The organism is Cupriavidus sp. USMAA2-4 (assembly GCF_001854305.1).
GTDB classification, from domain to species: domain Bacteria; phylum Pseudomonadota; class Gammaproteobacteria; order Burkholderiales; family Burkholderiaceae; genus Cupriavidus; species Cupriavidus malaysiensis.
Genome location: NZ_CP017748.1, coordinates 1421363 through 1446390 on the forward strand (window position 1 = coordinate 1421363; position 25028 = coordinate 1446390).

Consider the following 25028-nt stretch of genomic DNA (forward strand, 5'->3'; position numbering starts at 1 on the left):
AATCTTCAGGAGCACCGCCATGGCCAAGAGTCAACTACGTGGCAACCGCGAACCCAAGAAGCCCAAGCAACCCAAGAAGCCGTCCGTGCCGGCCACCCCGTTCAGCAGCGTTCAATCCCGCGTCGCCAACGAGGGTGTCGCCAAGAAGAAGACGTGAGTCAGCCTGGCGAAAAGCACGCACGCGGCACAGCGACCACTCGCAACGCGCGACATGGGCCGCAGGGAATCACTATCTCTACATGGAAAGACATTGAAAGCGCAGACCGCTTCGGGAGGCGCATCATGATTCATCACAACACGGACCCTACGTTCCGAGGGCTTCCGCTCACCGCCGAGCAAGACTCGGAAATCCGTCACTATCTGAACCGGAGGGCCAGGCTGGGCAAGCCATGGAATACGCCAGAACTCCGCGCGATGCTTGAGGACATGCTGTTACCACCAGGTACCGAGGAAGACGGTCAGAGCGATGTCCCCCCCGAGACACAGGCCGCAGCGGAACGCGCAACCGCGTTCGTCGACGAGGCCATGGAGCCAATCGAGGCGTACGAGGAATGGCACGCCGCGATGGAAGCCGAGGGCATGAAAGGGAATGCGCACTGAGCGAAGGTCGTCACGTGGCCGCGTCACCCGCAGTCATGGACATTGCTGAAGCCTTCGCCCGGGTAGCAGAGCTTCCCCGGGAAGAGCGACTGCTCATCGCGGTACTGCTGAACGATCCGCCGCGCTGGAGTGCTGGCAACATCAACGATGCCGGTGTCTGGTTCGGATTCGGCTCAGCGGTCGTAAGAGCGATCGAGGAGTATCGGAATGGAGATATGCTCCCCACCGTCTCCATCACCACGTTCGGCCGCGGCCATACGCTCGTGGCGATGGGCCACGACACAGTTCAGGCATTGGAAGATGCACTGAAAGAGGGGATCAGGGCTTTGGGAGAGCGTGGCGGTTGATTTGCGCCGAAAAACTGGCCCACGAATCGCATTGAAAACTGCCCCCAAGGCCAAGCCTCCACTGTCGTGCGTGCGGCACAATGCGATCGCCCGGTCACCAAGCTAATATCTGCTGTTCAGGACGGCAGTCAATAGCTGCTCCAGTTGCAATCCGATCGCCTCGAGGCCATGCTTGATGCCTTCGCCATGTTGCACTTTCGCCGCCCGCTCGTGAGCTGGCAAGTCGCGAATATGGTTGAGTTCCTGGGCCAAGCGATGGCGGTCCTGCTCGATCTTGCTGACCTCATCCAAGATCTCCGGCGCCACAGCAGCGCTCGAAGCCGCCTTGCGCGCACGAGCAAAAAGCTCATCAATCTGGCGCAGATGGGACTCTGATTCGCGGATATGCTGTTCGGCCAACTTCTCTATATCCGTAAGCGTGTCCCCGGCACCGTCTCGACGATGTGAAAAGAAGTTGCCAGAGTAGTCCCCACCAAAAAGTAGTGGGGACCACAGTGGCAACAGAGGCACCGAAGAGAAGCTCACGCAAAGGCATCCCGAACCACCCCATCGAATTCCGGCGGCATCTGGCCAAGCTGGCCTGCGAACCAGGCGTATCGGTGGCGCGTTTGGCGATGGAACACGGGTTGAATCCGAACCTGTTATTCAAATGGCGCCGATCGCTTCGTGCTGGCGAATACGATCCGGTGGCTTTGCTGCCCGTGACAGTGGAAGCACCGATGCAAGAGATGGAGCATCCGGCCCCGGCTCCAGTTGCCAGCGCTGCTGCGGCGGGCTCCATCGAGATCAGCGTGGGTAACACCCTCGTGCGCATTGAAGGCTCGCCCAACGAAGCCACGTTACTGCTGGTGCTCCGCATGTTGCGCGGCACATCGGGATCGGCAGCATGATCGGCTTACCCAGCCACACGAGAATCTGGCTGGCCGCCGGCGTAACCGACATGCGCTCGGGCTTCAACAGCCTGGCCGCCAAGGTCCAGACGGTGCTGGAGCGAGATCCATTCAGCGGGCACGTGTTTGTGTTTCGAGGCAAGCGTGGCGATCTGATCAAAGTGCTGTGGTGGAGCGGCGACGGCATGTGTTTGCTGATGAAGCGGCTGGAGCGCGGCCGGTTCGTGTGGCCACGTGCCGATGGTGGCGTGGTGTGCCTGAGCCAGGCCCAACTGTCCATGCTGCTCGAAGGCATCGACTGGCGGCAGCCCCTACGCACGACAGAGCCGACATCGGCGTTGTAAACCTGCTGGCCACCGCGTAAACTGCCGGCATGACCACGGCAGACGCCTATCCGGACGACATCGAAGCGCTCAAAGCCTTGCTGCTTGAGCGCGATGCGCGCATCGGGCATCTGGAAGATGTGGTCGAATCGCACAAGGCAGCAAATGCCACTGCCAAGGCTGAGATTGAGCATCTGAAGCTGCTGATCGCGAAGCTTCGCCGCATGCAGTTCGGCCGCAGCTCCGAGAAACTGGATCGCCAGATCGAGCAACTCGAGTTGCGGCTGGAAGAGCTGGAAGCCGACGAAGGCGCCGCTCCCATCGAGATTCCGAAGACGCCGCGTACCGCACCTGAACAGGCGCCACGCAAACCACTCCCGGAGCATCTGCCACGCGAGATCCTGACTCACTGGCCGGAATCGGGGGGAACCTGTACGGCATGTGGCGGACCGATGAAGCAGCTTGGCGAAGACATCTCCGAACAACTCGAATATGTGCCTGCCAGCTTTCGCGTGATCCGCCACGTGCGCCCGAAACTGGCGTGCACGTGCTGCGACCACATCGCACAAGCGGCTGCGCCGAGCCGCCCCATCGAGCGTGGCCGGGCCGGCCCGGGCTTGCTGGCCCATGTGCTGGTCTCGAAGTTCGCGGACCACGTGCCGCTCTACCGCCAGTCGGCGATCTATGCTCGCGAAGGCGTGGAGCTAGATCGCTCGCTGCTGGCGAAATGGGTTGGCCATGGAGCGAATCTGCTGCAACCGCTCGTCGATGCCTTGCGCCGGCACGTCATGGCAGCCACAAAACTGCATGCGGACGATACGCCAGTGCCGGTGCTTGCGCCGGGCAATGGCAAGACCAAGACCGGACGGCTGTGGGTCTACGTGCGCGACGACCGAAACTCAGGCGACATGGCGCCGCCGGCGGTCTGGTTCGCCTATACACCGGATCGCAAGGGCATCCACCCGCAGCAGCACCTCGAATCGTTCAACGGCACGCTGCAGGCCGATGCCTACGGCGGTTACCAGGCAATCTACGAAACCGGACGAGTGGCCGAAGCAGCTTGCTGGGCCCATGCCCGGCGGCAGTTCTACGAACTGCATGCCGCGCGGCCGAATGCCTTGAATACCGAAGCGCTAGAACGCATCGGCGCGCTGTACAAGGTTGAGGAAGCGATCCGGGGCAAACCGCCTGACGAGCGGCGAGCGTACCGGCAATCTCACGCCAGGCCCTTGCTCGATCAACTCCATGCGTGGCTGGGCGCCACACTGGAGACACTCTCGCGCAAATCCGACACGAGTCGGGCGATCCTCTATGCTCTGAATCGGTGGGAAGCGCTCACGCGCTACTGTGACGATGGGCGTCTGGAAATCGATAACCTGCCGGTCGAGCGCGCCTTGCGCGGTGTGGCCATCGGGCGCCGGAACTACCTGTTCGCTGGCGCGGACTCAGGTGGCGAACGTGCCGCCGCGATCTACAGCCTGGTCGGCACGGCCAAGCTCAACGACCTTGATCCCGAGGCGTATCTGCGCGCCGTGCTCACGCGCATTGCAGACCATCCTATCAACCAGATTGACGAGCTTACACCCTGGGCCGTCGCCGATCGGCTCGCAACCGCATAAACGCTGGCGTAGCGCAAGACGGCTCCGGCGACACGCTTACCTATATCCCCCATGGCTGCCCTCCTGAAAATCCTGAGACCTGCCAAAGCTTCTAGCAGCAGACAAGTCCAACGCGGGCGTGGTCGTCCAAAGCCCTCTTTCCAGTCTAGTGCAACGCTAACGGTGAGGGAGCTTGTCAGTCAGAATCCGGCATCCCTGTCAACTGGGCCAGGCCTCCACGGTTTTCCAGTGGCAAGCTGCGCAGCCCCTGACGCCCCTAGAACAGGCCTCATCATCTACGCCCGCCGGGCGTCTTAGTCGGCTGCCGCCGCCATCAGGCACCTCCAAGGCTCTGTAACTGACAGTCGATGAACGGTCAGCATGTCAAGCCCGCTGTCGCATCTCGACGTAAGGGAATTTCCCGCATTCAAGCGACCGCTGGCGCAAGCAAGAATTGCCCTGGGCTCGTTCGCAATGCCCGTCTTATTGGGCCCTCGGCTAGGCCAGCGAGGGTCCTCTTCTCACCGGCAGCCACCGGCAGCAATGGGCCAAAGCGCCTAAGGCGACCACGAACAATCTGCAGCATCACCGCTACCGGGCCGCCGCGCCGGCGCTGGGCGGCGCACTCACTGCGAAGTTCCCGATGCGGTAGCGCGTCAGATCCGGAGCTACCGCACGTCACAGGCATGTGGGCCAGCGCACCGAAGTCCCCCTATTGAGGGATAGCGGCTCCTGACAGCAAAACCTACAGTCCCCACGGGGCGTTCGACACACCCCGTTCCCTACTTCCGCCCCAGCCACCCGGCTGGGGCGTTTTTTCGGGCAGTCGCCCCCTCCAGAAGAGCCTTGGCCCGAGCCCGGTCCTGCCCCCGGTGCGACCCGCCGCCCAACCGCACGCCCCAGAACATTAGCCACCAGCGCCAGAGCGAAGTACCCATGGAGACTGATGCCTCGCACACCACGAGATCTCAATCCACTCCCACACCTTGAGCCTGGCCGGAATCCGACACGAGTCGAGCGATTCTGTACGCATTGAATCGGTGGGCGGCTCTCACGCGCTATTGCGACGACGGGCAGTTGGAGATCGACAATTTGCCGGTCGAGCGTGCCCTGCGCGGCGTGGCCATCGGGCGGCGCAATTACCTCTTCGTGGGTGCAGACTCGGGCGGAGAGCGCGCTGCGGCAATCTATAGCTTGATCGGCACAGCCAAACTCAATGGCGTCGATCCCGAGGCCTATCTGTGCTTCGTGCTCGCGCGCATCCCAGACCATGCGGTCAACCGTGTCGACGAGCTTCTGCCCTGGTTCGTTGCCGAGCAACTGCTAAGCCAGCGTAAATGCTTCGGACGTCAAGGCGGTGCTGGCTACACGCTTAGCGGCCCACCGGTTCATAGTTGAGTGAATCTCGACAGTAGGCAGGTGTCGAGATTCGCTCAGCCTTGAACTTTGTTCACCCGACTTTGAACTGACACGCAGCTTGACCCGCCCCTACCACGGGTTCCATCCATATCCCTTCGATGTCGCCCGGCCTGCCCATCAGACCGGCGCAGGTCACAACCCCGGCCACGGAGGCGGCCAACGCCGACACTGCGGGGCAGACGCGGGCTAGCGGCATTGGCGGGCGGAACTGGCGGCATCAGGTTCACGAGCCCTGGAGATAGGTCAAGGGCTACGGTTTCGCTGCTTCCAACGATTTCAGGCTGTCAGGCAGCTCGATCTCCGGCAGCGGCATGTCGTTGAGCCGCTCGATAGTCGATGGCGCAATGCCCAGTGCGGCCAGTACGAGACGCATCAGGTCTCGCAAGTGCTGGCGCTCCGCCGCGCCGGATAACACCGTCTCGATGCTCTGGTAGATCGCGCCTACCACGAGATCCCTGGCCGCGCGGTCGTGCGTGAAATGCGCCATGCCTCGTTCGCGCGCGCTGACGAGATCGCGCGGCAGGTAGATGTCAGTCAGCCGCCCCGTCGCCTCGCTGCGCCCCCCTGCCCGCGCGATGAACCTGCCCCAGGCCGGATGGCACACGGCCACTTCCATGTAGATCAGGCACCCCACCCAGACCCGCTCGACCGGATCGTCGATCTGTCGTACACAGTCCTCGATGCGGGCGATCACCGCGTCGCTCAATTCCGACGTGACGGCGGAAAGCACTTCGCTGGTGGTCTTGAAGTAGTTGTAGAAGGTGCCGCGCGCGACGCCCGCCGCGGCGAGGAAGTCGTCGATCGACGCTGCGTCCGGCCCCTTGGCCGCGAACACTTCCACTGCCGCGCTGAGCAGCTTGCGCCGCGTCGACTCGCGCCGTGCCGCGCCGGTCCGCACACGATGATCCTCTTTGGCCGCTTCGCTCGCGGCCAGCCCCGCGCTGTCGCCCGACGCCCTCATCGCGACCCCTCGGGTTTCCCCCATTGCGTGAAGCAATTCGTCAAGTTGACAATTAAGTATGAATTGTACTGATTCGTCATTTTAAGATCTTACCTGATCCGGGAGAAGACATGGAGGCAGACCAGTTCGTGGATGTGGCGATCGTCGGCTATGGCCCCACGGCCCAGTTGCTCGCGCTGATGCTGGGGCGCGCGGGGCGCAGCGTGGCCGTCGTCGAGCGTTGGCCCGATCTCTATCCGCTGCCGCGCGCAGTCCACTACGACCACGAGATTGCCCGCCTCTTCCAGGCTTCGGGTGTCATCGATGATATCAAGCGCATTGCCGAGGCCTCCGACCGCTACCAGTGGTGCAACGCCAACCATGAGGTGCTGATGGACTTCCGCTGGGAGGGCCAGGGTCCGAGCGGCTGGCCTGTCGCCAGCACCTTCGCGCAGCCGGAGCTCGAAGCCGTGCTCGACCGCCACGTCAAGCGGCTGCCGAACGTCACGGTACGCCAGGGCTGGTCGGCCACCGCGCTGCGCGAAGAAGCCGAGAGGGTGGAGCTCGATATCGAGGCCGGCGGGCTGGTGGATGGCCGGTGGGTCGGCAGCGGCGAAACCGGCAGGATCCGCGCGCGCTACCTGGTGGGTGCGGACGGCGCGAACTCGATGGTGCGCAACGCTCTCGGCATCGAGTTCGAGGACCTCGGCTTCGCGTTCGATTGGCTGGTGGTCGACGTGAAGCCCCTGCAGCAGCGCGAGTGGATGCCGAGAAGCTGGCAATTGTGCGATCCCGCGCGGCCCACGACGATCGTGTCGGGCGGCCCGGGCCGCCGCCGCTGGGAATTCATGCTGCTGCCCGGCGAGACCCCGGAGCAGATGAACCAGGATACGGTGGCGTGGGACCTGCTTGCCCGCTGGGACATCACGCCCGACAACGCGCTCCTCGAACGCCACGCCGTCTACACCTTCCGCGGTCGCTGGGCGAAGTCATGGCGCAAGGGCCGCGCATTGCTGGCCGGGGATGCGGCACACCTGATGCCGCCGTTCGCCGGCCAGGGCATGTGCAGCGGCCTGCGCGACGCGGGGGCGCTCGCGTGGCGACTGAACGCGATCCTCGACGGCAAGGCCGGCGACACCCTGCTCGACAGCTACGGCCCCGAGCGGCTGCACCACGTGCGCGAAATGATCGACTTCTCGATCGCGCTGGGCAAGGTCATCTGCATCACCGATCCCGAAGCGGCCGCCGCGCGCGACCGCGAGATGCTGGCCGCGCAGGCCACGCCCGGTTTCCGGCCGCCCGAGGCGCCGCAGCCGCGCCTGGGCGCGGGCCTCTATGACCCGCACGCGCCCGGCAGCGGCTGGCTGGCACCCCAGGGCATGGTCGAGTCCGGCGGCCGCCGCGGCCTCTTCGACGACGTGTTCGGCAACGGCTTCGCCCTGATCGCCAGCAACCGCGAGGTCCTCGACAAGCTCAGTCCGGCCAACCGCGCCGGGCTCGACAAACAGCAGGCGATCATCGCCCATTTCGGTCCCGGCGGCTTCGCCGACCTGCAAGGCGTGTACGCCGATTACTTCGACCGGCATGGCGTGGAAGCCGTGCTCGCGCGCCCCGATTTCTACAGCTTCGGCGCGGCACGCAGCGCGGACGAACTCGACGCGCTCGTCGATACCTGGCGCCACGCACTGCAATGCGCCTGAATTCCATCCCACGACAGGAGACACCATGACGCAACAACGCAGGCGCGACCGCCTCGGCATCCATTCGATCGGCGAGTTCCGCATGACCGTGCCGTCGCTCGACGACGCGAATCGCTTCTACTCGGCATTCGGCCTCGACGTGCAGCCCGACGGCGACACCGGCCTGCTGATCCGCACCTTCGGCTCGCCGCACGTGTGGGGCCGGCTGCGCCAGGGCGCGCGCAAGAAGTTCGAATGGCTCACGCTGCATGCCTTCGAGGACGACCTGGAGGCGCTGCGCGCGCGCGCACTGGAGGCCGGCGTCGCGCTGATCGATCCGCCCGCGGGCGCCGATGCTTCCGGCTTCTGGATCCGCAATCCGGACGGCCTGCCGTTGCAGATCCGCGCCGGCGTGAAAACCACCTTGGACGCGGCTGCCCATGCGAACCCTCCGCTGCCGGTGGACGGCACGCGCTGCGCGCCGTACCGGCGCAACACGCCGCGCGTCGAGCCCTCGCGGCTGTCGCACATCGCACTCGCCACCACGAGCGTGCCCGCGCAGATCGACTTCTGCGAGCGCGTGCTGGGCCTGCGCCTGTCCGATCGATCGGGCGACGGCGTGGCATTCATCCATGCGCCGCACGGCGGCGATCACCACTTGCTCGCCTTCGCGGCGAGCCCCGCGCCGGCCCTGCACCACCTGAGCTGGGACGTGCCGACCATCGAGGAAGTGGGGCTCGGCTATATGCAGATGGCCGCCGCCGGGTACCGCAACGGCTGGGGCGTCGGACGTCACGTCCTCGGCTCCAACTATTTCTACTACGTGCAGGACCCGTGGGGCAGCTTCTCCGAATACAGCGCCACGATGGATTACATCCCCGCGTCGGTCGACTGGGTTGCCGCCGACCACGCGCCCGAGGACGGCATGTATCTCTGGGGCCCCGACCTGCCCGCCATCTTCGCCGGGAGCCCGGAAGGCGACGCCTGACGACCCGCCACCCTCCATCCAATCATCCGTCACACCAGGAACACAAGGAGCACAACATGAAGCTCGTCACTTTCCAATGCCGCGGCCATCGCTCGATCGGCAAGGTCGAAGGCCGGCAGGTCATCGACCTGCCCGCCAGCGATCGCGCGCTGCCGTCCACCATGCTCGAACTGCTGCAGGGAGGCCCCGCACTGATGCAGCGCGCCCGCGACGTGCGCCTCGAAGACGCGGTGACCTGGCCGCTCGCCGACGTGCGCCTGGACGCACCGGTGCCGAACCCATCGAAGTTCCTCGCCATCGGCATGAACTACCGCCGCCACGTGGCAGAGGCAATCGCGGCCGGAATCCAGGTGCCCGACAGCCAGGTCTGGTTCAACAAGCAGGTGTCGTGCGTGACGGGGCCGTTCGATCCGGTCCACATGCCGAAGGTGTCGGACAAGCTCGACTATGAAGCCGAACTCGCCGTGGTGATCGGCCGGCGCTGCCGGCATGTGCCGGCGGAAGAGGCCGCGTCGGTGGTCGCCGGCTACACGGTCTGCAACGACGTCTCGGTGCGCGACTGGCAAATGCGCTCGCCGACCATGATGCTCGGCAAGTCCTTCAACACACACGGGCCGTTCGGCCCGTGGCTCGTCACCGCCGACGAAGTGAAGAACCCGCACGACCTGCAGATGCGCATGCTCGTCAACGGCGAATGCCGGCAGGAGGTCAACACCAGCGAAATGATCTACGACATCTGGCAGCAGATCGCCTGCTTGTCCACCGTGATGACGCTCGAGCCCGGCGACGTGATCGCCACGGGCACCCCGTCCGGCGTCGGCGGTGCGCAGAAGCCGCCGCGCTTCCTCAAGCTCGGCGACGTGATGCGCGTGGAAATCGACGGTATCGGCCACATCGAGAACATCGTCGTCGCCGAACCGGCCTGACCCCTACCAGGAGCACCAGCACCATGGCACGCAAAGTCATCATCACCTGCGCGGTAACCGGCTCGATCCACACGCCGAGCATGTCGCCCTACCTGCCCGCCACACCCGACGACATCGCGCGCGAGGCCATCGCCGCCGCGAAGGCGGGCGCCGCCATCCTGCATCTGCACGCGCGTCATGCCGAGGACGGCCGGCCCGCCTTCGACGCGGCCACCTACCGCCAGTTCCTGCCGCGCATTCACCAGGCGACTGACGCCGTCATCAACATCACCACCGGCGGCGCGGTCAACATGACGCTGGACGAGCGCCTCGCCGGCGCGCTCGACGTATCGGCGGAAATGGCCTCGTGCAACATGGGATCGATGAACTTCGCCATCTTCCCGATCCTCGACAAGATGAAGGCATTCAAGCACGCGTGGGAGCGCGACTTCATCGAAGGCTCGCGCCGCTCGATCTTCCGCAACACGTTCGCGGATATCGAGGAAGTGTTGGAGCGGCTGGGCCAGCGGCACGGCACACGCTTCGAGTTCGAGTGCTACGACGTCGGCCACCTGTACAACCTGAAGCACTTCGTCGATCGCGGATTGGTCAAGGGTCCGATCTTCTTGCAGTTCGTGCTCGGAATCCTGGGCGGCATCGGTCCGGATCCGGAAAACCTGGTGCACATGAAGCGCATCGCCGACAAGCTGTTCGGCGACACCTACCGGTGGTCGGTGCTCGGCGCCGGCAAGCACCAGCTTCCACTGATCACGCAGGCCGCGCTGATGGGCGGCAACGTGCGCGTGGGCCTGGAAGACTCGCTGTCGCTCGGACCTGGCCGGCCGGCCACGTCGAACGCGGAGCAGGTGGAACTGATACGCGACGTGCTGGCGCGCCTCGGCTTCGAGATCGCGACGCCGGCGGAGGCACGCGACATGCTGGGCCTGAAGGGGCGCGACAAAGTCCGCCTGTAAGGCTTCCACTTCCGCCCCGGCGACATGGAAAGGCGCAATGACCGGCACCAGCGATAGCGCGGCAACGATCCTGGCCATCGAGGCACCGCGATGCCTCGCCATGCCCGCGGCGGATTCCCTATTCGAACCGAGCACATATCGATCCGTTAGGATTCCCGAGGACGCTTGGGATGGGCCTCCTTGAATTGGCTGCCATTGACCGGGTTGCGACGCCTGTTCGAAGGCCGGATCTCCAGGAACTCTTCGAAGCGCCAAGAAAAAGCCCCGGCCGGGTAGCGGGGCAAAAACGGTGAACCGGATCGTCGCCGTGGGCGACCTGCGACCAGCCTGGACGGGAGGCTGGCAGGCAGCGAGTGGCGGGCCCTGCGGCACGGTGAGCGCCCGAATCGATCCGCTGCAGCCCGCTAATCGCCGGTGAGTGCTCCGTAGAGCCGGGATGCCACTCAAGCAGGTGAGGCACTGCCTAGTAGACGAGCCGCGGCGGGGTGTACGAGCCATAGTTCGGGCCGATGCCTCCTGAATTGGATGTCTCGCAGTGGCTGGTGTCATTGCTCATCTGGACCAGAATGGATTTGTCGCTGCCTCCGGCAGCCGACAAGATATGCAGGCAGGCAAATGCGACGACGGGGTTATAGGCATGGGTCGAGATGTCCTGCACGACGGGGACGGTCACGTACTCGCAAGACTTGTCCCCTGCGGCGCTGCATGCATTGACACTGCTGTAGAGCGTGGTCTTCGTACCCGGCTCGATCCAGATGCTGTCTCCGACCCCGATGCCCGCGCCATTCCCGCTGCTGATCAGTCCGCGGATCGTCGGCACATTGTTGCTGTCGATGTCCAGCGACGTCCATTGGCCTGCCTCGCAAGGTCCCGCATGGTAGGACGAGGTGACCTTGAAATAGTAAGGCTGGCCGACGACTTGGGTGATGCTGCTGTCGAAGCCCGGGGGACTGGTGGTCGACGTGGCGGTCATCGGCGAATGGGTGGTCGAGTTCCAGTAGTTGTCATAGAGGCATTTCGTGATCGCCACAGGGAAGAGGCTGCCGTGACCGGCATAGCCTGGGATGGAGAACACCGCGACGGCGGTTGCGCTGACGGGCATGGACGTGGTTCCGAAGATCCGCGCGAAGAACGTCGGTACCGGGCCGCCATTCTGGCCGGTCGATCTGGAGAGCGTTACCTTCACCGCCGGGCGGTCATTGCTTCCCGGAGTCATCGGGAGTGACTGCAGGCCGGCAGGGGTGCCGGTGAGGTTCCAGTAGCCATACTCGACCGTCCCGCTGGCCAGTTGCACCCCGGTGGAGCTGTTGAGCGAGATTGCGTTGGTGGCCGTCTGCTGGGCTGTGGCCCAATCCGGTGCGCTGTTCTTGGTGTTCAGGCATTCGGTGCGCGGGTTGAGGCAGGGCGCGCCTGCCAGGGCCGCTGCATCGGCGGCGTTCTGCAGTTCATTGCGTACGATGTACAGGTACGCGACATCGACCGCCAAGGCGGTGCAGCCGAGCAGGACCGTCAGCAGCACGGCTGTCATGACGGCAATCGAGCCGCGTTGCGTCGGGAGAAACGGCCGGCCCCGCGAGGCCGGCCTGTTGGCTTGTCGGACTGGCATGGATACCCTCGCCTATGCTGTGGATGGTCGGCTATTCGTTGTTCATCACGGTGGTGGCTGACAGGGTGATCGGTCCTGTCAGCGCAGCGACGATGTTGCCGAGTGCCAGCCCCGTGTACTTGTAGGTGACCGAAACCGTGAGAGGCGCACCGAAATTCCCGCCGCTGCCAGAGGGCACGGTGACAGTCGGGGTGGTGGCCGAGCCAAAGGTGATGAGATTGGCCTGGCAGTAGTTCAGCACGACATTCTGGATGTCGCTCACGCTGGCCTTGGGATTCTTCAGGACGATGCCGGCACGCGCACCTTCGCGGCTTGCGTTCGTAATGACGGCCTTGTCATACAGGGCGATGCTGAACTCGATCGCGCCGAAAACCAGGGTAAGCAAGACCGGCAGGACCAAGGCGAATTCAACCGCCGCGATACCCGTTTCTTTATGGTTCTTCATTTTCACCTCAGTGGTGAGAGTTCTCATTCCGATGGCGCGGGAAAGCGGTGACTGCACGCCAGCCATGCTGACCGGGCAAGGCTGGTGAATCCGCTCGACTAGCGTTTTTCTATGCCGGACATCAGTGCATCGAGACCATCCTTCTGCTGGGCTGGAACTGCATGGGGCCAATGGACGAAGGGTGTTCTCCGGCAGTTCGTGCCGCTCCTTTCATCCGACTCTGCGGCTGGCCTATAGCACCTGCGAAACCAAAGCATGAATCAGTTGTGAGAGCACAGCAGTCACCTCGGTGCCCGTGCTCTTTGCGTAGATGAAGATGACGCCCGCGGCTGCGATGAGAGCGGTCAAGACCGATTTGATGTTGTCGCCCACGAGACACCCTGCACAGGTTCGTTCGAGACCGCTGTTTTCTTTCGCCACATCGTTGCCGCCACTATCCATCGGCGCTTGCGCCGATAATCGTTTAGTGACGCTTTATTGTTGGCATTTTTCAGCTTCCGCCAAGGCAGGGTCTGTGCGGTAGCGTCCGAAGCGAGGCGAAACATCTGCGCTTTCCCTGAACCTTCGCCTTCCAAACGGTCGTGTGCACACGCCACTCAAAGGAAGGAAAACGACGCCCAAGGCACCAAGGCAGCCACACGGGGAGGAGTTCAAAGCGGTTGCTTTCCAACGCGTCAAGGACGGGCCAGGCATAAGCGCGGCGGCACGCGAGCCGGGGCGAATCAGAGCAGACGCCGTGTCACTGGGTGAAGGCCGGGCAGGCCGTCAATCTGAACAGTGCTGGCGCCAGGATGGTCACACCCGAGCAGATGGAATTCTCACGGCTGCGCGCCGGGAACAAACGGCAGCTGCGGGGGGTGCGGAATCCCGATGGATGGCGCGGGGTGATTCCCTGGCCTATCCTGGCCTATTCTGGTCTATCCTGGCCGCGGGCGGGCTCAATGGTTGCGGGCAACGCGGGCCGCATCTCCAAGGTCTGCGAGCTTCCGGCATGGTGATCTGTCAGTGCGGCGCCAAAGCGTTCACGAGATTTGGCTGCCCGCCGCTACCACTTGCGGTCTACCGCTGACCTTCTCGATTCGGGGGAGCTTGCCGACTGCAATGCACTGCCGAACCGTCTCCAGTAGCTGGGCACTATCCCATGCACTCCCTTCGAGCGCAGCCAAGGCATCGCCAGTGACGGCGTAACGTCCGCCGCAGGCGGCACACCGGTAGATGCGACCGCCCTTCAGGCGGTCACTCGGATCCCGCCAGCGCCGCGCGAGCGCGGTACATAGCAGGCAAGGGATTGCTTCCGGTGTACCCATGATCTGACCCCATCTGCGCTGCTCTGCCGCAGCATCTCAAGTGGCAACGGCGTGTCGCGGAGGGCTGCCCCTGGCAACGCGAACGCGGACAGAGGCCGGCTTCGCGCCATCGCCGGTCTGTCATGATCCTATTTGGAGCCTTCCACCGTACACCGTGCCTTTCCGCACAATTCACTTTGCGTGGCACGCCCTTGATGGCTCGCACCAGGTGACCTGCCCCTGCAAACAGGGATGATGGTTGGCGGGAGCAGTGCGCGAAGGCGCTTGGCTTCCAGTGCCGATTCAAGGACCTTGGCATCGGCTTCCAGCAACAGCGATGCAGCTCGATCGCGATGCAACTGAAGTCGACGATCCGTTCTCGATCTGGATCCCGGGCGTCATCTTCCTGGCGATCGTGCCGCTGATCTGGCTGACCGGGCCGGTCAAGGGAGCGGCCGGCGGCGCGGTGGCCGCGCATTGAGCCGGCCTTCAGCGGGGGCGTGGGCGGGCGGTGCCCGCTGGCGGAGCCAGGCGCGCCGCCGCTGCGCGCGGCGGCGGCGGCAAACCCGCGGGCGCGCTCAGAAGCCCGAGAAGCGCACGCCGAAGGAGGCGTAGCCGTAGTAGCGGTCCAGGCGCCCCGCGGTGGCGGCGTTGTACAGCATCGGAATGGTGCCGACGAAGTTGTAGAGGAAGGCCTGGCCGCGCACGAACAGCTCGACGTTCTTCACCACCTTGTAGGACAGCTCCAGGCCCAGCGAATGGTTGGACTTGATCGGCGAGGCGCCGTAGCTGGACATGCGGCTGTCGATGTCGCTGCGCAGCAGGTACTGGAACTGGTAGCCGAGGTGGGCGCCGAAGTCCTTGTAGCGCCAGCGCCACGAGCCGCCCAGCGAGAAGAAGCCGGCGGTGTAGTTGAGGTCCTGGCCGACATTGATGCCGAACTGGGACGCGTCGGTGCTGAAGGAAGCCTGCTGCAGCGTGACCCCGCCGACCGAACAGGGCGCGGCCAGCGCGCCGTTGGCCATGTTGTCGGAGTTGATGCTGACGTTGAAGTTGCAGTTGCCGCGGCGCAGCTGCGCATTGATCGAGCCCACCGTGACGCGGCTGATGCCGGCGCCGACGAAGCCGGTCAGGGTGTTGTAGTCGTTGAGCTGGCCCGAGAACATCATGTCGGCCTGGGCCTGGATGTCGTTCGGGTTGTTGACGGTCAGCTGGTTGAAGGTGGTGCCCTTCACCGTGGTCGGCGAGTTCTTGCTGAGCGCGCCGGCCGTATCGCCCCATAGCGAGAAGCGGAACAGCAACCGATCGCGCGCGCCCGGCTCGGCGAGCGGGTCGAAGTGCAGTGCCACCTGCCAGCTGTCGATGCCGTTGGTGTCCTGGCCGTAGGTGATGTTGCGGCGCCAGTAGGTGGCCGCGCCCGACCAGTACGGGGAAAACTTGTAGCCGACCATCACGCGCCCGCCCTGGTAGTCGCCCGCGCCGTCCGGCAGCGGACCCTGGCGGGTGCGCAGGTTGAACACGTCGAGCGTGCTGTTGACGGCGTCGTAGCTGGCCTCGACGCGGAAGCGGTCGGACTCGCCGGTGGTCGGCTCGGCGAGCAGGAACTCGTCCTCGGACGCGGCGCGGGCGCTGCCGGCGCCGGCCAGGGCAATCAGCGCGATGGCACCGGCGGCACGCCGGCGCGAAACGGACAGGAACATCTCGGACTCCAGGGACATCGCTGCCCCCTAACTGCAGTTGTGCGAACGGGCTGGCGCAGGCCAGCCCGTAAACGAGAAAAACCGGGCGCCCGCTGCACGCCCCCGGTCTACCGTGGCATGCGGGCGCCCGGTGGCGCCATCGCCCCGCGGGGGGGCGATACGACCAACCGGAGCAGGGCTCCCGGCTTAGTTCAGCGACAGCGAGAAGGTCAGGCCGTTGCCGCTGACCGTCGTGCTGCCGGCGGTCACCGTGGCCGTGCCCGTGCTCTTGGCGGCCGTACCGGTGCCGGTGCCGACCACCACCGCGTTAGCCGAGGTACCGAGCAGCGCGAAGGTCACATTGGCTGTACCACCCGACTTCGGCGTCAGCGACGCGATCTGCGCGGAGCTCAGCGAACCGGCCGCCTGCAGCTTGCTCAGGAAGGTCGTTACCGGCAGGTCCAGCGCACCCACACCGCCGATCGTGCCGAACAGGTTATCGGCAGAATTGTTGGTGGCCTTGACGCTGGCGGTGATGCCGCCCGAGATGTTGAAGGTGTAGCTGGTGTTGGCCGGCACCGTGGCCGCCGTCAGCGCGCCGCTGGCGAAGGTCAGCTGGACGTTGTCGATGATCAGGTCGACGTTGTTGCCGTTGTAGCTGTAGTGCAGGCCGGCGCGGACGTTCGAGCTGTTGGTGCCGAACGGCGAGCCGACGGTGGTCAGCACAGCCTTGACGTCGGCCAGCGTGCCGGTGCCCGTCAGCGAGGAGCTGTAGGCGACCGGCGTGCCGCCGTTGATCGACACATTGCCGACCTGGACGTAGTTGTTCAGCGTGATGGCGTTGTTGATATTGGTGACGACCGAGCTATTGATGGCCGAAGAACCCAGGGCGGTGGCGGCATTCGACACATCGGACGGCGAACCCGTGGCGACGGCATTGCCGAAGGTCGCCAGTTGCGCGGTCAGCCCGCTATTGCCCAGCGCGGCGGGCGTCACGGCCGACACCAGCGTGGTGGCCAGGGTCGAGCTGGCGCTGCTGATCACGCTGTTCAGCGAGCCGGAGCTCTGCAGCGCGGACAGCGTGGCCGACGGCGAGGAGCCCAGCGTGATGTTGCTCACGGCGTTCGACACGCTCGTCACGGTGGTGCTGACCAGCGGCGAGGCGACCGCGGCGACGTTGGCAGCGACCGCGTTGATGTTGGACTGCAGAGCGGCCGGCAGGCTGGACTGGGCGTTCAGCACGGCGCCCTGGATGGCGCTGGAGACCAGGCTCTGGCTGCCCAGGTTGACCGTGCCCGAAGCGGAGTTGATCGCGTTCGCCACGGCCTTGGCGGCGGCCGCCGCGGCGGCGCTGGAGCTGATCGAACCACCGGCGCTGGCGGCCAGGCCGGACAGGGTCTTGCTGATCTGATCGACCAACTGCTGCACCACCACCGCGGCCTTGAGCGCGGCGGGGTCGGTCATCGGGTCGACCAGGGTCGGATCGCTGGTCACGCCCAGCTTGGCGGCGAGAACGCTGGGGCTGACACCCAGCGCCACGGCCAGCGTGGTCAGCGGCGAGATCACCGGGACCTGGCCTGCCTTGTAGGCCACGGCCGGTGCCTGCAGCACGCCCTTGAACGGCTGCTTGGTACCGATATCGGTGCCGCCGGTCACGGTCAGCGGGCTGCTGGTGCAGCCGGACGGGAAGGCGAAGTTGCCGTTGGCGTCGGTCGTCGCGGTCTGGTTGTTGCAACCGGTGAAGGTCACGGTGGCGCCGGACAGGTAGAAGTCCACAGCCTTGCCGCTGACGCTGGCCGTCGGCGTGGACGGCGTGGACGAATCGTCGCCGCCGCCGCAGGCGACGACCAGCACGGCTGCGGCAGCCATGGTTGCCAGTACCAGGGGTTTCTTGAGACTCGTTTGCATTACTCGCTCCTGAATGGATTTCGGGGTGCTTGTTGTGTCTTGGCGGATGCCAGGCCCGGCATCGAGGCCGGTGCCGCGATCACCGCGCGGCGGTCATTTCCGCAGAGGTTATCGGCAGAAATGTAAGAAATTTCAAAAATGATACCGACGACATTAATGCCCGATTTTCCCGGCGAACGTCATCCCACCAATGGGGGGACAAAAGATGGGAAAGATGCCGCAAGGACGACGCAAACGCCGCAGAAAAAGCCGAAATGCTGCTTATCGAGCATATTTGCAGGAAAAATCGCGATGGCACGGCGAAATCCGGCGTTCGCCGGGCGCCGGCGCTATCGCCAAGATGGACTACCCCGGAAGAAGGGAGAACGGCTCCCGCCGGCTACGACGGCAACTCGCCGCCGGCCGGCTGCCTGGCGGGCGGTGGGTACGGCGGGGGAAAACGGGAGGCGGGAGTGTCGGGCGACACCCTCGCAACGGTTCAGCTCAGCAGCCCGGAACTGCCCAGATAATCCAGCGCCTCGCGCACCGCGTGGCGGGCCTTGAGGACGTAGCTGACCTGCCGCCCGTGCACGGTGACGGCCACCACGTCGGCTTGCAGCAACTCGCGGAAGCAGTGCGTGGCACGCGGCAGCGTCAGCCCCGCGATGGCCGCCAGTTCGGCGGCGGGCAGCCCATGCTCCCCCGCTTCCAGCAAGGCGCGGCAGATGGCCAGGCGCGCGGGCACTGCCAGCAGGGCATAGGGCAGCAATGCGTTGGGCTGTGGGGTCTCCATGGTCGATACCTTGTCGGCTTTCTCGAACGGCGTGGGGCCGGTCTTCTTGTGGTTCCTTTCTACGCGGGCCGGCTGGCAATTGCAACATGACGGATCGGGGGTGCGTGCCGTTTCGTGCAAAAGACGACAAGCGGCGACAAGCGGCGACGAACGAGCACAAGCGGCCCCAAGCAGCCCCAAGCTCCCACGCCCGCAACCGGCCCGGCAGGATCGCGCGCCATCGCCACGCGCGACATATATATATAGTGGGAACAAGGATGGGCATGGCGCGGTCCGGGCGCTGCCAGCGTGCCGAAACCGGCCGCCAGCCCTGGCCGGTGATTACGGGAGATTTCAGTGACAGCGGGCCGCCGCCCGGGTGCGTGCGCCAGTTGCCACTTGCGGCGGGAATGGCCCCGCCGTGGCGTAATCCATTGAAATATTCGGTAATGCTGTGCACATATCGTGACTCTCTGCCGCGCAGTATTCTTAGCTGCGAGGCGTGCGGCGGGCATGCGCGCGGAGTCGTGCGCCCGCCAGCCACCGGAACGCCGCCGCGGCCCTCCCCCGTCCACGGCAGTCTTGTCCCCCTGCAGGGGCCGCCCCCGGCGGCCCCCCGTCCGGCAGCCAACCAGCCTGCCACTAGGAGTGTTGCCCGATGTCCTGCGCGCGTCCCCCTGACGCACTGCCGCGCCACGCCCGCTGGCGTGGCGTGAGCCTGGCACTCGTGTTCGCCGGCCTGGGCGGCTGTGCGGTCGGCCCCGATTATCAGCGCCCGGCCACCGAGGTACCGGCCGCGTTCAGCGAAGCGGTGATGGACCCCGCCCAGTGGAAGGTGGCCGAACCGCGCACCGTCGAAGCCGGCCTCGACTGGTGGAAGCTGTTCGGCGACCGCCGGCTCGACCAACTGGTCGACCAGGCCAATGCGTCCAACCAGACCCTGCAGCAGGCCCAGGCGCAGTACCGCCAGGCCAGGTCCCTGGTGCAGCAGGCCCGCTCGGCCTTCTTCCCCACCGTGTCAGCCAATGTCGGCACCGGCCGGCAGCGCACCACCACGCTCGGCGTCAGCTCGATCGGCCCCTACTACACGGCGGCGCTGGACGCCAGCTGGGAGCCTGACCTGTGGGGCCTGGTGCGCCGCCAGGCCGAGGCCGCCAGCGACAGCGCCCAGGCCAGCGCCGCGCAGCTCGCCGCGACCCGCCTGCTGATCCAGGCCGAAGTGGCGCAAGACTATATCCAGCTGCGCATCACCGATGTGCAGATCGAGTTGTATGCGCGCACCATCGCCGGCTACCAGGAGTCGCTCAAGCTGAGCCAGAGCCAGTTCCGCGCCGGCATCGTGACCCAGGCCGACGTCTCGCTGGCCACCGTCACGCTGACCGCGGCGCAGGCGCAGGCCACCGACCTGGTGCTGCAGCGCAAGCAGCTCGAGCATGCCCTGGCAGTGCTGGTGGGTCGCCCGCCGTCGGGTTTCAGCATTCCCAGCGAGCCATTCACGATGACGGCGCTGGTGATCCCGCCCGGCCTGCCGTCGACGCTGCTGGAACGCCGCCCCGACATCGCCAGCGCCGAGCGACAGGCGGCGGCGGCCAACGCCAATATCGGCGTCGCGCGCGCGGCCTACTTCCCGCAGCTGCTGCTCAATGCGGCACTCGGCTCCAACAGCGCCAGCCTCGCCAACTGGTTCACGCCGCCGGCGCGGGTGTGGTCGCTCGGTGCCGCCCTGGCCCAGACCCTGTTCGACGGCGGCCTGCGCAGCGCGCGCAGCGACCAGGCGCTGGCCGCCTACGATGCTGCCGTGGCCAATTACAAGCAGACGGTGCTGGCGGCCCTGCAGGACGTGGAGGACAACCTGGCCTCGCTCGCGGTGCTCGACCGTGAAGTGGTGCAGCAGGACCAGGCGGTCAAGGCGGCGCAGGATGCCGAGCGGGTCACACTGGCCCAGTACCGTGGCGGCACCGCCACCTACCTGTCGGTGATCACCGCGCAGACGCTGGCACTGTCCAACCAGCGCACGGCGATCCAGCTGCGCGGGCGCCAGCTCGCGGCCAGCGTCGGCCTGATCAAGGCGGTCGGCGGCGGCTGGCATGCGGATGCGCTGTCCGCTGCGCCTGCCGCATCCGCTGCGTCCACCGCGTCCACCGCGTCCGCCAAGGAAACCCTCGCCGGCACGGCCACCCCGCCGTCCGCTCATCCCTGATCCCAGATAGGCGCCACAGGCGCAACAAGACCGAGGCATTTGTCATGGCGTCAAGCCCCAACCGCCGCAAACTCCCGCTGCTCATCCTCGCCGCGCTGATCCTGCTCGCCCTGATCTGGTTCGCCGCCGGCTCGCTGGGCCGCATGCGCGCCCCCCAGCCCGCCGCGGCCGTCCCCGCCGTCAAGGTCACCACCGCGCTGGTGCGCGAGGAAGATGTACCGATCCGCCTGACCGGCGTCGGCACGGTGCAGCCCGTGGCCACCGTCACCGTGCGCTCGCGCGTGGACGGCCAGCTCGACCGCGTGGGCTTCACCGAAGGCCAGGACGTGAAGGCCGGCCAGCTGCTCGCGCAGATCGACCCGCGCACCTTCCAGGCACAGCTGCAGCAGGTCCAGGCACAAAAGGCGCGCGACGAGGCGCAGCTCGCCAACGCGCGCCTGGACCTGCAGCGCTACGAGGGCCTGATCAAGGAAAACGCCACCACCCAGCAGACGCTGGACACCCAGCGCGCCACGGTCAACCAGCTCGCCGCCGCGGTCAAGAACGACGAGGCCCAGGTCAATTACGCCAGCGTGCAGCTCGCCTTCACCACCATCACCGCGCCGATCTCCGGCCGCGTCGGCGCCCGCCTGGTCGACCCCGGCAACATCGTGCACGCCACCGACACCAACGGCCTGGTGGTGATCCGCCAGATCGACCCGATCGACGTGGTCTTCACGCTGCCGGAAGAATCCTTCCAGCGCATCAACCGCGCCATGCGCGCCAGCGGCGACAAGCCGCTGGCCGTGACCGCCAGCGAGCGCGCCTCCGGCGAGGCGCTCGGCAGCGGCGGCCTGATCCTGCTCAACAACACCATCGACACCACCTCGGGCACGATCCAGCTCAAGGCGCGCTTCGCCAATCCGTCCCACCTGCTGTGGCCCGGCCAGTACGTCAACGCCGCGCTGGTGGTCGATACGCGCAAGCAGGCCCTCACCATTCCCGCCGCCGCCGTGCAGCGCAGCCAGAACGGCCCCTACGTGTTCGTGGTCCAGGCCGACCAGACCGTACGCCAGCAGGACATCGCGCTGGCCACCATCCAGGACGGCAAGGCCATCGTCGACAAGGGCCTGAACGCGGCCGACCGCGTCGTGGTCGACGGCCAGTACAAGCTCAAGCCCGGCTCGCGCGTGGCCGAGGGGCAAGCCCCGTCCAGGACCGCGGCCGACGCTTCGGCCGCGCCCGCCGGAGGCAGGAAGTCATGAGCCTTTCCACCGCCTTCATCAAGCGCCCGATCGGCACCACGCTGCTCGCCATCGCGCTGGCGCTGATCGGCGTGGCGGCCTGGCCGCTGCTGCCGGTGGCGCCGCTGCCCCAGGTGGATTTCCCCACCGTGCAGGTCTCGGCCAACCTGCCGGGGGCCAGTCCGGAAACCATGGCTTCCAACGTGGCACAGCCGCTGGAACGGCAGTTCTCGCTGATCGCGGGGCTCACGCAGATGACCTCGTCGAACTCGCAGGGCACCACGCAGATCACGCTGCAGTTCGACCTGAACCGCAATATCGACGCCGCCGCGGTGGACATCCAGGCGGCCATCAACGCCGCCAGCGGCCAGCTGCCGAGCAACCTGCCCTCGCCGCCGACCTTCCGCAAGGTCAACCCGGCCGATGCGCCGATCCTGGTGCTGGCGGTGCAGTCGGACTCGCTGCCGCTGACCGAGGTCAACGACTACGCCGACAACATCCTGGCCCAGCAGATCTCGCAGATCTCCGGCGTCGGCCTGGTCAATATCGGCGGCCAGCAGAAGCCGGCGGTGCGCATCCAGGTCGATCCGCAGAAGCTGTCCTCGATGGGCATAAGCCTGGAGGACATCCGCGGCGTGATCGCCAGCACGACGGTGAACCAGCCGACCGGCAGCACCGACGGCACGCACAAGGCCTTCAACGTCTACACCAACGACCAGCTCACCAAGGCCTCGCAGTGGAACGACATGGTGCTGGCCTACCGCAACGGCGCCCCGGTGCGCGTGCGCGACGTGGGCGTGGCGGTCGATGCCCCCGAGAACATGAAGCTGGCCGCCTGGGCCTTTGCCGGCGCCGGCGTGCCGGAAGGCAACACGATCCACAACGGGCGCGCCATCATCCTGGCCGTCACCAAGCAGCCGGGCGCCAACGTGATCGAGACGGTCGAGCGCGTCAAGGCCGCCCTGCCCCGCCTGCAGGCCTCGATCCCGCCGTCGGTGCGGGTCAACACCATCGCGGACCGCACGCAGAACATCCGCGCTTCGGTGGCCGACGTACAGTTCACGCTGGTGCTGACCATCGCGCTGGTGGTGATGATCATCTTCGTCTTCCTGCGCAACCTGCCCGCCACGCTGATCCCCAGCGTGACCGTGCCGCTGGCGCTGATGGGCACGGCGGCCGGCATGTACCTGCTCGGCTACAGCCGCGACAACCTGTCGCTGATGGCGATCACCATCGCCGTGGGCTTCGTCGTCGACGACGCCATCGTGGTGCTGGAGAACATCTACCGGCATGTCGAGGAAGGCATGGCGCCGATGGAAGCCGCCATCAAGGGCGCCGCCGAGATCGGCTTCACCGTGGTGTCGATCTCGGTCTCGCTGGTGGCGGTGTTCATCCCGCTGCTGCTGATGGGCGGCATCGTCGGCCGGCTGTTCCGCGAGTTCGCCGTGACAGTGACCATGACCATCCTGGTGTCGGTGGTGGTGTCGCTGACGCTGACGCCGATGCTGTGCTCGCGCTACCTGCGCCACACACCGTCCGAGCGGCACGGCCGCCTCTACCAGCTGTTCGAGCGCGGCTTCGACGCCATGCTGGCAGCCTACCGGCGCGGCCTGGACGTGGTGATGCGCCACCAGTTCCTGACGCTGTGCACCTTCATCGGCACCGTGGCGCTGTCGGCCACGCTGTTCGTGATCATTCCCAAGGGCTTCTTCCCGCAGCAGGACACGGGCTTCCTGTTCGGCTTCGCCGAGTCCGCCCAGGATGCGTCGTTCAAGTCGATGAACGCGCGCATGATCCAGCTCGCCGACATCGTGCGCGCCGATCCCGACGTGGCGGCGGTCGGCATGCTGGGCGGCCAGGAGACCGTCAACACCGGCCGCGTCTTCATCAGCCTGAAGCCCAAGGAAGAAGGCCGCACCGCCACCGCCGACGAGATCATCGCGCGGCTGCGTCCCAAGCTGTCCCGCGTGGAGGGCGCCAACCTGTTCCTGCAGGCCGGCCAGGACATCAACGTGGGCGGCCGGCTGTCGCGCACGCAGTACCAGTACACGCTGATCGACGCCAACCTGGACGAGCTCAACGACTGGGCGCCGCGCATCCTGGAGCGCTTCCGCAAGCTGTCGCAGCTCACCGACGTGGCCTCCGACCAGCAGAACGGCGCCGCCGCCGCGCGCCTGACCATCGACCGCGCGCGCGCCTCCAGCTTCGGCATCACGCCGGCGCTGATCGACGCCACGCTGTATGACGCCATCGGCCAGCGCCAGGTCGCGCAGTACTTCACGCAGATCAACAGCTACCACGTGGTGCTGGAAGCCACGCCCGCGCTGCAGGAAGACCCGAGCCTGTTCGACAAGCTCTACGTCACCTCGCCGCTCACGGGCCAGCAGATCCCGCTGTCGACCTTCGTCAAGATCGACACCGACCACACCGCCTACCTGTCGATCAGCCACCAGAGCCAGTTCCCGGCCGTGACGATCTCCTTCAACCTGGCCCCCAACGTATCGCTGGGCGAGGCGGTCAAGGCGATCAACGACGCGCTGGCCGGCATGGGCCGCCCGCAGACCCTGACCGGTGCCTTCCAGGGCACGGCGCAGGCCTTCGGTGCCTCGCTGGCCTCGCAGCCCTACCTGATCACGGCGGCGCTGATCGCGGTGTACATCGTGCTGGGCCTGCTCTACGAGAGCTACATCCACCCGCTCACCATCCTCTCCACGCTGCCGTCGGCGGGCGTGGGCGCGCTGCTGATCCTGATGGCGGGCGGCTACGATCTCTCGGTGATCGCGCTGATCGGCATCATCCTGCTGATCGGCATCGTCAAGAAGAACGGCATCATGATGGTGGACTTCGCGCTGGTGGCCGAGCGCGAGAAGGGCATGACGCCGCAGGAAGCCATCTACCAGGCCTGCCTGCTGCGCTTCCGCCCCATCATGATGACCACCATGTGCGCGCTGCTGGCCGGCCTGCCGCTGATGCTCGGCCACGGCGCCGGCTCGGAACTGCGCCGCCCGCTGGGCTACGCCATGGTGGGCGGCCTGCTGCTGTCGCAACTGCTGACGCTGTACACCACGCCGGTGGTCTACCTCTACCTGGACCGCCTGCACTACTGGTACATGCGGCGCAAGGCACGGCGCTCCGGCGGGGCAGGCGACCCGCACGCCCTGGCCGGCAAGGCCGACTGAGGCGGTGCGCGCGGGCGGAGGCGGCTTACGCCGCCCCTGCCCGCGCCTGCCGGCCTCTCCTCCCCGTCCTCTCCCGCCCTTTCTTCCG

22 protein-coding genes and 2 pseudogenes are annotated in these 25028 nt (G+C 66.1%); 16 read left to right on the forward strand and 8 right to left on the reverse strand.

The genetic code is table 11. The features are described 5' to 3' along the window. Nucleotides 1-19 precede the first annotated feature (19 nt). The 3 genes from BKK79_RS41075 (at nt 20) to BKK79_RS06330 (ending at nt 947) form a co-directional block, all read left to right on the forward strand. Nucleotides 20-157, forward strand: coding sequence for a hypothetical protein (locus tag BKK79_RS41075; protein WP_198173314.1), 138 nt, complete (start codon nt 20-22; stop codon nt 155-157). Nucleotides 158-282: 125 nt separating this feature from the next. Then, nucleotides 283-600 carry a hypothetical protein gene (locus BKK79_RS06325; RefSeq protein WP_071037351.1) on the forward strand — a complete coding sequence of 106 codons (318 nt, stop codon included), beginning with the start codon at nt 283-285 and terminating at the stop codon, nt 598-600. Nucleotides 601-635: 35 nt separating this feature from the next. Further along, the gene (locus tag BKK79_RS06330) at nt 636-947 is read left to right on the forward strand and encodes a hypothetical protein (RefSeq protein ID WP_071037352.1); all 312 of its coding nucleotides are present in this window, start codon (nt 636-638) and stop codon (nt 945-947) included. Between the two features lie 102 nt (nt 948-1049). On the opposite strand, the gene BKK79_RS40200 is transcribed toward BKK79_RS06330, so the two are convergent. Beyond that, nucleotides 1050-1346: a hypothetical protein gene (locus BKK79_RS40200; RefSeq protein WP_157128392.1), complete on the reverse strand. Its 297-nt coding sequence runs from the start codon at nt 1344-1346 to the stop codon at nt 1050-1052. A gap of 83 nt (nt 1347-1429) precedes the next feature. Here BKK79_RS40200 and tnpA point away from each other — a divergent pair, with 83 nt between their 5' ends. From tnpA to BKK79_RS06355, 4 genes and pseudogenes are all read left to right on the forward strand, one after another. Continuing rightward, on the forward strand, nt 1430-1837 hold the full coding sequence (tnpA, locus tag BKK79_RS06340; RefSeq protein ID WP_071037354.1) for an IS66-like element accessory protein TnpA: 408 nt from the start codon (nt 1430-1432) through the stop codon (nt 1835-1837). Further along, entirely contained in the window at nt 1834-2181 is a 348-nt protein-coding gene (gene tnpB, locus BKK79_RS06345) for an IS66 family insertion sequence element accessory protein TnpB (RefSeq protein WP_071023156.1), read from the forward strand. The genes tnpA and tnpB overlap by 4 nt, the downstream gene beginning before the upstream one ends. Nucleotides 2182-2210: 29 nt before the next feature. After that, on the forward strand, nt 2211-3779 hold the full coding sequence (gene tnpC, locus BKK79_RS06350) for an IS66 family transposase (RefSeq protein ID WP_071037355.1): 1569 nt from the start codon (nt 2211-2213) through the stop codon (nt 3777-3779). 978 nt (nt 3780-4757) lie between these two features. Beyond that, nucleotides 4758-5156 (forward strand): annotated as a pseudogene (locus BKK79_RS06355) (transposase domain-containing protein); the annotation flags it as partial. A gap of 271 nt (nt 5157-5427) precedes the next feature. Here BKK79_RS06355 and BKK79_RS06360 read toward each other — a convergent pair. After that, nucleotides 5428-6138, reverse strand: a complete 711-nt coding sequence (locus BKK79_RS06360) for a TetR/AcrR family transcriptional regulator (protein ID WP_071011523.1) — start codon at nt 6136-6138, stop codon at nt 5428-5430. Nucleotides 6139-6248: 110 nt separating this feature from the next. Between BKK79_RS06360 and mhpA the strand changes: the two genes are divergently transcribed. The 4 genes from mhpA to BKK79_RS06380 are packed head-to-tail and all read left to right on the forward strand — an operon-like array spanning nt 6249 to nt 10663. Continuing rightward, nucleotides 6249-7817 carry a bifunctional 3-(3-hydroxy-phenyl)propionate/3-hydroxycinnamic acid hydroxylase MhpA gene (gene mhpA, locus BKK79_RS06365; RefSeq protein ID WP_071037357.1) on the forward strand — a complete coding sequence of 523 codons (1569 nt, stop codon included), beginning with the start codon at nt 6249-6251 and terminating at the stop codon, nt 7815-7817. A 25-nt stretch (nt 7818-7842) separates the two neighbouring features. After that, complete coding sequence (locus tag BKK79_RS06370; RefSeq protein ID WP_071037358.1) at nt 7843-8784, forward strand: VOC family protein; 942 nt, start codon at nt 7843-7845, stop codon at nt 8782-8784. Between the two features lie 56 nt (nt 8785-8840). Further along, on the forward strand, nt 8841-9710 hold the full coding sequence (locus tag BKK79_RS06375; RefSeq protein ID WP_071037359.1) for a fumarylacetoacetate hydrolase family protein: 870 nt from the start codon (nt 8841-8843) through the stop codon (nt 9708-9710). Nucleotides 9711-9733: 23 nt separating this feature from the next. Beyond that, entirely contained in the window at nt 9734-10663 is a 930-nt protein-coding gene (locus tag BKK79_RS06380; protein WP_071037360.1) for a 3-keto-5-aminohexanoate cleavage protein, read from the forward strand. Between the two features lie 463 nt (nt 10664-11126). Here the strand turns inward: BKK79_RS06380 and BKK79_RS06385 are convergent, their stop codons facing one another. From BKK79_RS06385 to BKK79_RS40205, 3 genes are all read right to left on the reverse strand, one after another. Beyond that, nucleotides 11127-12269: a TadG family pilus assembly protein gene (locus tag BKK79_RS06385; RefSeq protein WP_071037361.1), complete on the reverse strand. Its 1143-nt coding sequence runs from the start codon at nt 12267-12269 to the stop codon at nt 11127-11129. A 31-nt stretch (nt 12270-12300) separates the two neighbouring features. Next, nucleotides 12301-12714, reverse strand: a complete 414-nt coding sequence (locus tag BKK79_RS06390) for a TadE/TadG family type IV pilus assembly protein (RefSeq protein ID WP_071037362.1) — start codon at nt 12712-12714, stop codon at nt 12301-12303. Between the two features lie 231 nt (nt 12715-12945). After that, nucleotides 12946-13155, reverse strand: coding sequence for a hypothetical protein (locus tag BKK79_RS40205; RefSeq protein WP_156811161.1), 210 nt, complete (start codon nt 13153-13155; stop codon nt 12946-12948). 142 nt (nt 13156-13297) lie between these two features. On the opposite strand from BKK79_RS40205, the pseudogene BKK79_RS42280 reads away from it, so the two are divergent. Next, nucleotides 13298-13559 (forward strand): annotated as a pseudogene (locus BKK79_RS42280) (hypothetical protein); the annotation flags it as partial. Between the two features lie 778 nt (nt 13560-14337). Continuing rightward, nucleotides 14338-14481 (forward strand): hypothetical protein, encoded by a 144-nt coding sequence (locus BKK79_RS40210; protein WP_156811159.1) that lies wholly within the window; start codon nt 14338-14340, stop codon nt 14479-14481. Between the two features lie 97 nt (nt 14482-14578). On the opposite strand, the gene BKK79_RS06395 is transcribed toward BKK79_RS40210, so the two are convergent. From BKK79_RS06395 to BKK79_RS06405, 3 genes are all read right to left on the reverse strand, one after another. Then, nucleotides 14579-15700 (reverse strand): hypothetical protein, encoded by a 1122-nt coding sequence (locus tag BKK79_RS06395; RefSeq protein WP_071037363.1) that lies wholly within the window; start codon nt 15698-15700, stop codon nt 14579-14581. 186 nt (nt 15701-15886) lie between these two features. Next, on the reverse strand, nt 15887-17587 hold the full coding sequence (locus BKK79_RS06400) for a hypothetical protein (protein WP_071037364.1): 1701 nt from the start codon (nt 17585-17587) through the stop codon (nt 15887-15889). Nucleotides 17588-18065: 478 nt separating this feature from the next. After that, nucleotides 18066-18359 carry an ArsR/SmtB family transcription factor gene (locus tag BKK79_RS06405; protein ID WP_071011509.1) on the reverse strand — a complete coding sequence of 98 codons (294 nt, stop codon included), beginning with the start codon at nt 18357-18359 and terminating at the stop codon, nt 18066-18068. A gap of 637 nt (nt 18360-18996) precedes the next feature. On the opposite strand from BKK79_RS06405, the gene BKK79_RS06410 reads away from it, so the two are divergent. Genes BKK79_RS06410 through BKK79_RS06420 form a run of 3 tightly spaced genes read left to right on the forward strand, consistent with a single transcriptional unit; the run spans nt 18997 to nt 24940 of the window. Next, the gene (locus BKK79_RS06410) at nt 18997-20538 is read left to right on the forward strand and encodes an efflux transporter outer membrane subunit (RefSeq protein ID WP_071037365.1); all 1542 of its coding nucleotides are present in this window, start codon (nt 18997-18999) and stop codon (nt 20536-20538) included. Between the two features lie 44 nt (nt 20539-20582). Next, on the forward strand, nt 20583-21782 hold the full coding sequence (locus BKK79_RS06415; protein ID WP_071037366.1) for an efflux RND transporter periplasmic adaptor subunit: 1200 nt from the start codon (nt 20583-20585) through the stop codon (nt 21780-21782). Beyond that, nucleotides 21779-24940, forward strand: a complete 3162-nt coding sequence (locus BKK79_RS06420; RefSeq protein WP_071037367.1) for an efflux RND transporter permease subunit — start codon at nt 21779-21781, stop codon at nt 24938-24940. The genes BKK79_RS06415 and BKK79_RS06420 overlap by 4 nt, the downstream gene beginning before the upstream one ends. The last annotated feature ends 88 nt before the right edge of the window (nt 24941-25028 follow it).

Bases quoted from the DNA above. Each gene is read 5' to 3' on its own strand.
- BKK79_RS41075 (WP_198173314.1), top strand. From the start codon at position 20: ATGGCCAAGAGTCAACTACGTGGCAACCGCGAACCCAAGAAGCCCAAG.
- BKK79_RS06325 (WP_071037351.1), top strand. From the start codon at position 283: ATGATTCATCACAACACGGACCCTACGTTCCGAGGGCTTCCGCTCACC.
- BKK79_RS06330 (WP_071037352.1), top strand. From the start codon at position 636: ATGGACATTGCTGAAGCCTTCGCCCGGGTAGCAGAGCTTCCCCGGGAA.
- tnpB (WP_071023156.1), top strand. From the start codon at position 1,834: ATGATCGGCTTACCCAGCCACACGAGAATCTGGCTGGCCGCCGGCGTA.
- tnpC (WP_071037355.1), top strand. From the start codon at position 2,211: ATGACCACGGCAGACGCCTATCCGGACGACATCGAAGCGCTCAAAGCC.
- BKK79_RS06360 (WP_071011523.1), bottom strand. From the start codon at position 6,138: ATGAGGGCGTCGGGCGACAGCGCGGGGCTGGCCGCGAGCGAAGCGGCC.
- mhpA (WP_071037357.1), top strand. From the start codon at position 6,249: ATGGAGGCAGACCAGTTCGTGGATGTGGCGATCGTCGGCTATGGCCCC.
- BKK79_RS06370 (WP_071037358.1), top strand. From the start codon at position 7,843: ATGACGCAACAACGCAGGCGCGACCGCCTCGGCATCCATTCGATCGGC.
- BKK79_RS06375 (WP_071037359.1), top strand. From the start codon at position 8,841: ATGAAGCTCGTCACTTTCCAATGCCGCGGCCATCGCTCGATCGGCAAG.
- BKK79_RS06380 (WP_071037360.1), top strand. From the start codon at position 9,734: ATGGCACGCAAAGTCATCATCACCTGCGCGGTAACCGGCTCGATCCAC.
- BKK79_RS06385 (WP_071037361.1), bottom strand. From the start codon at position 12,269: ATGCCAGTCCGACAAGCCAACAGGCCGGCCTCGCGGGGCCGGCCGTTT.
- BKK79_RS06390 (WP_071037362.1), bottom strand. From the start codon at position 12,714: ATGAAGAACCATAAAGAAACGGGTATCGCGGCGGTTGAATTCGCCTTG.
- BKK79_RS40205 (WP_156811161.1), bottom strand. From the start codon at position 13,155: ATGGATAGTGGCGGCAACGATGTGGCGAAAGAAAACAGCGGTCTCGAA.
- BKK79_RS40210 (WP_156811159.1), top strand. From the start codon at position 14,338: ATGCAGCTCGATCGCGATGCAACTGAAGTCGACGATCCGTTCTCGATC.
- BKK79_RS06395 (WP_071037363.1), bottom strand. From the start codon at position 15,700: ATGTTCCTGTCCGTTTCGCGCCGGCGTGCCGCCGGTGCCATCGCGCTG.
- BKK79_RS06400 (WP_071037364.1), bottom strand. From the start codon at position 17,587: ATGCAAACGAGTCTCAAGAAACCCCTGGTACTGGCAACCATGGCTGCC.
- BKK79_RS06405 (WP_071011509.1), bottom strand. From the start codon at position 18,359: ATGGAGACCCCACAGCCCAACGCATTGCTGCCCTATGCCCTGCTGGCA.
- BKK79_RS06410 (WP_071037365.1), top strand. From the start codon at position 18,997: ATGTCCTGCGCGCGTCCCCCTGACGCACTGCCGCGCCACGCCCGCTGG.
- BKK79_RS06415 (WP_071037366.1), top strand. From the start codon at position 20,583: ATGGCGTCAAGCCCCAACCGCCGCAAACTCCCGCTGCTCATCCTCGCC.
- BKK79_RS06420 (WP_071037367.1), top strand. From the start codon at position 21,779: ATGAGCCTTTCCACCGCCTTCATCAAGCGCCCGATCGGCACCACGCTG.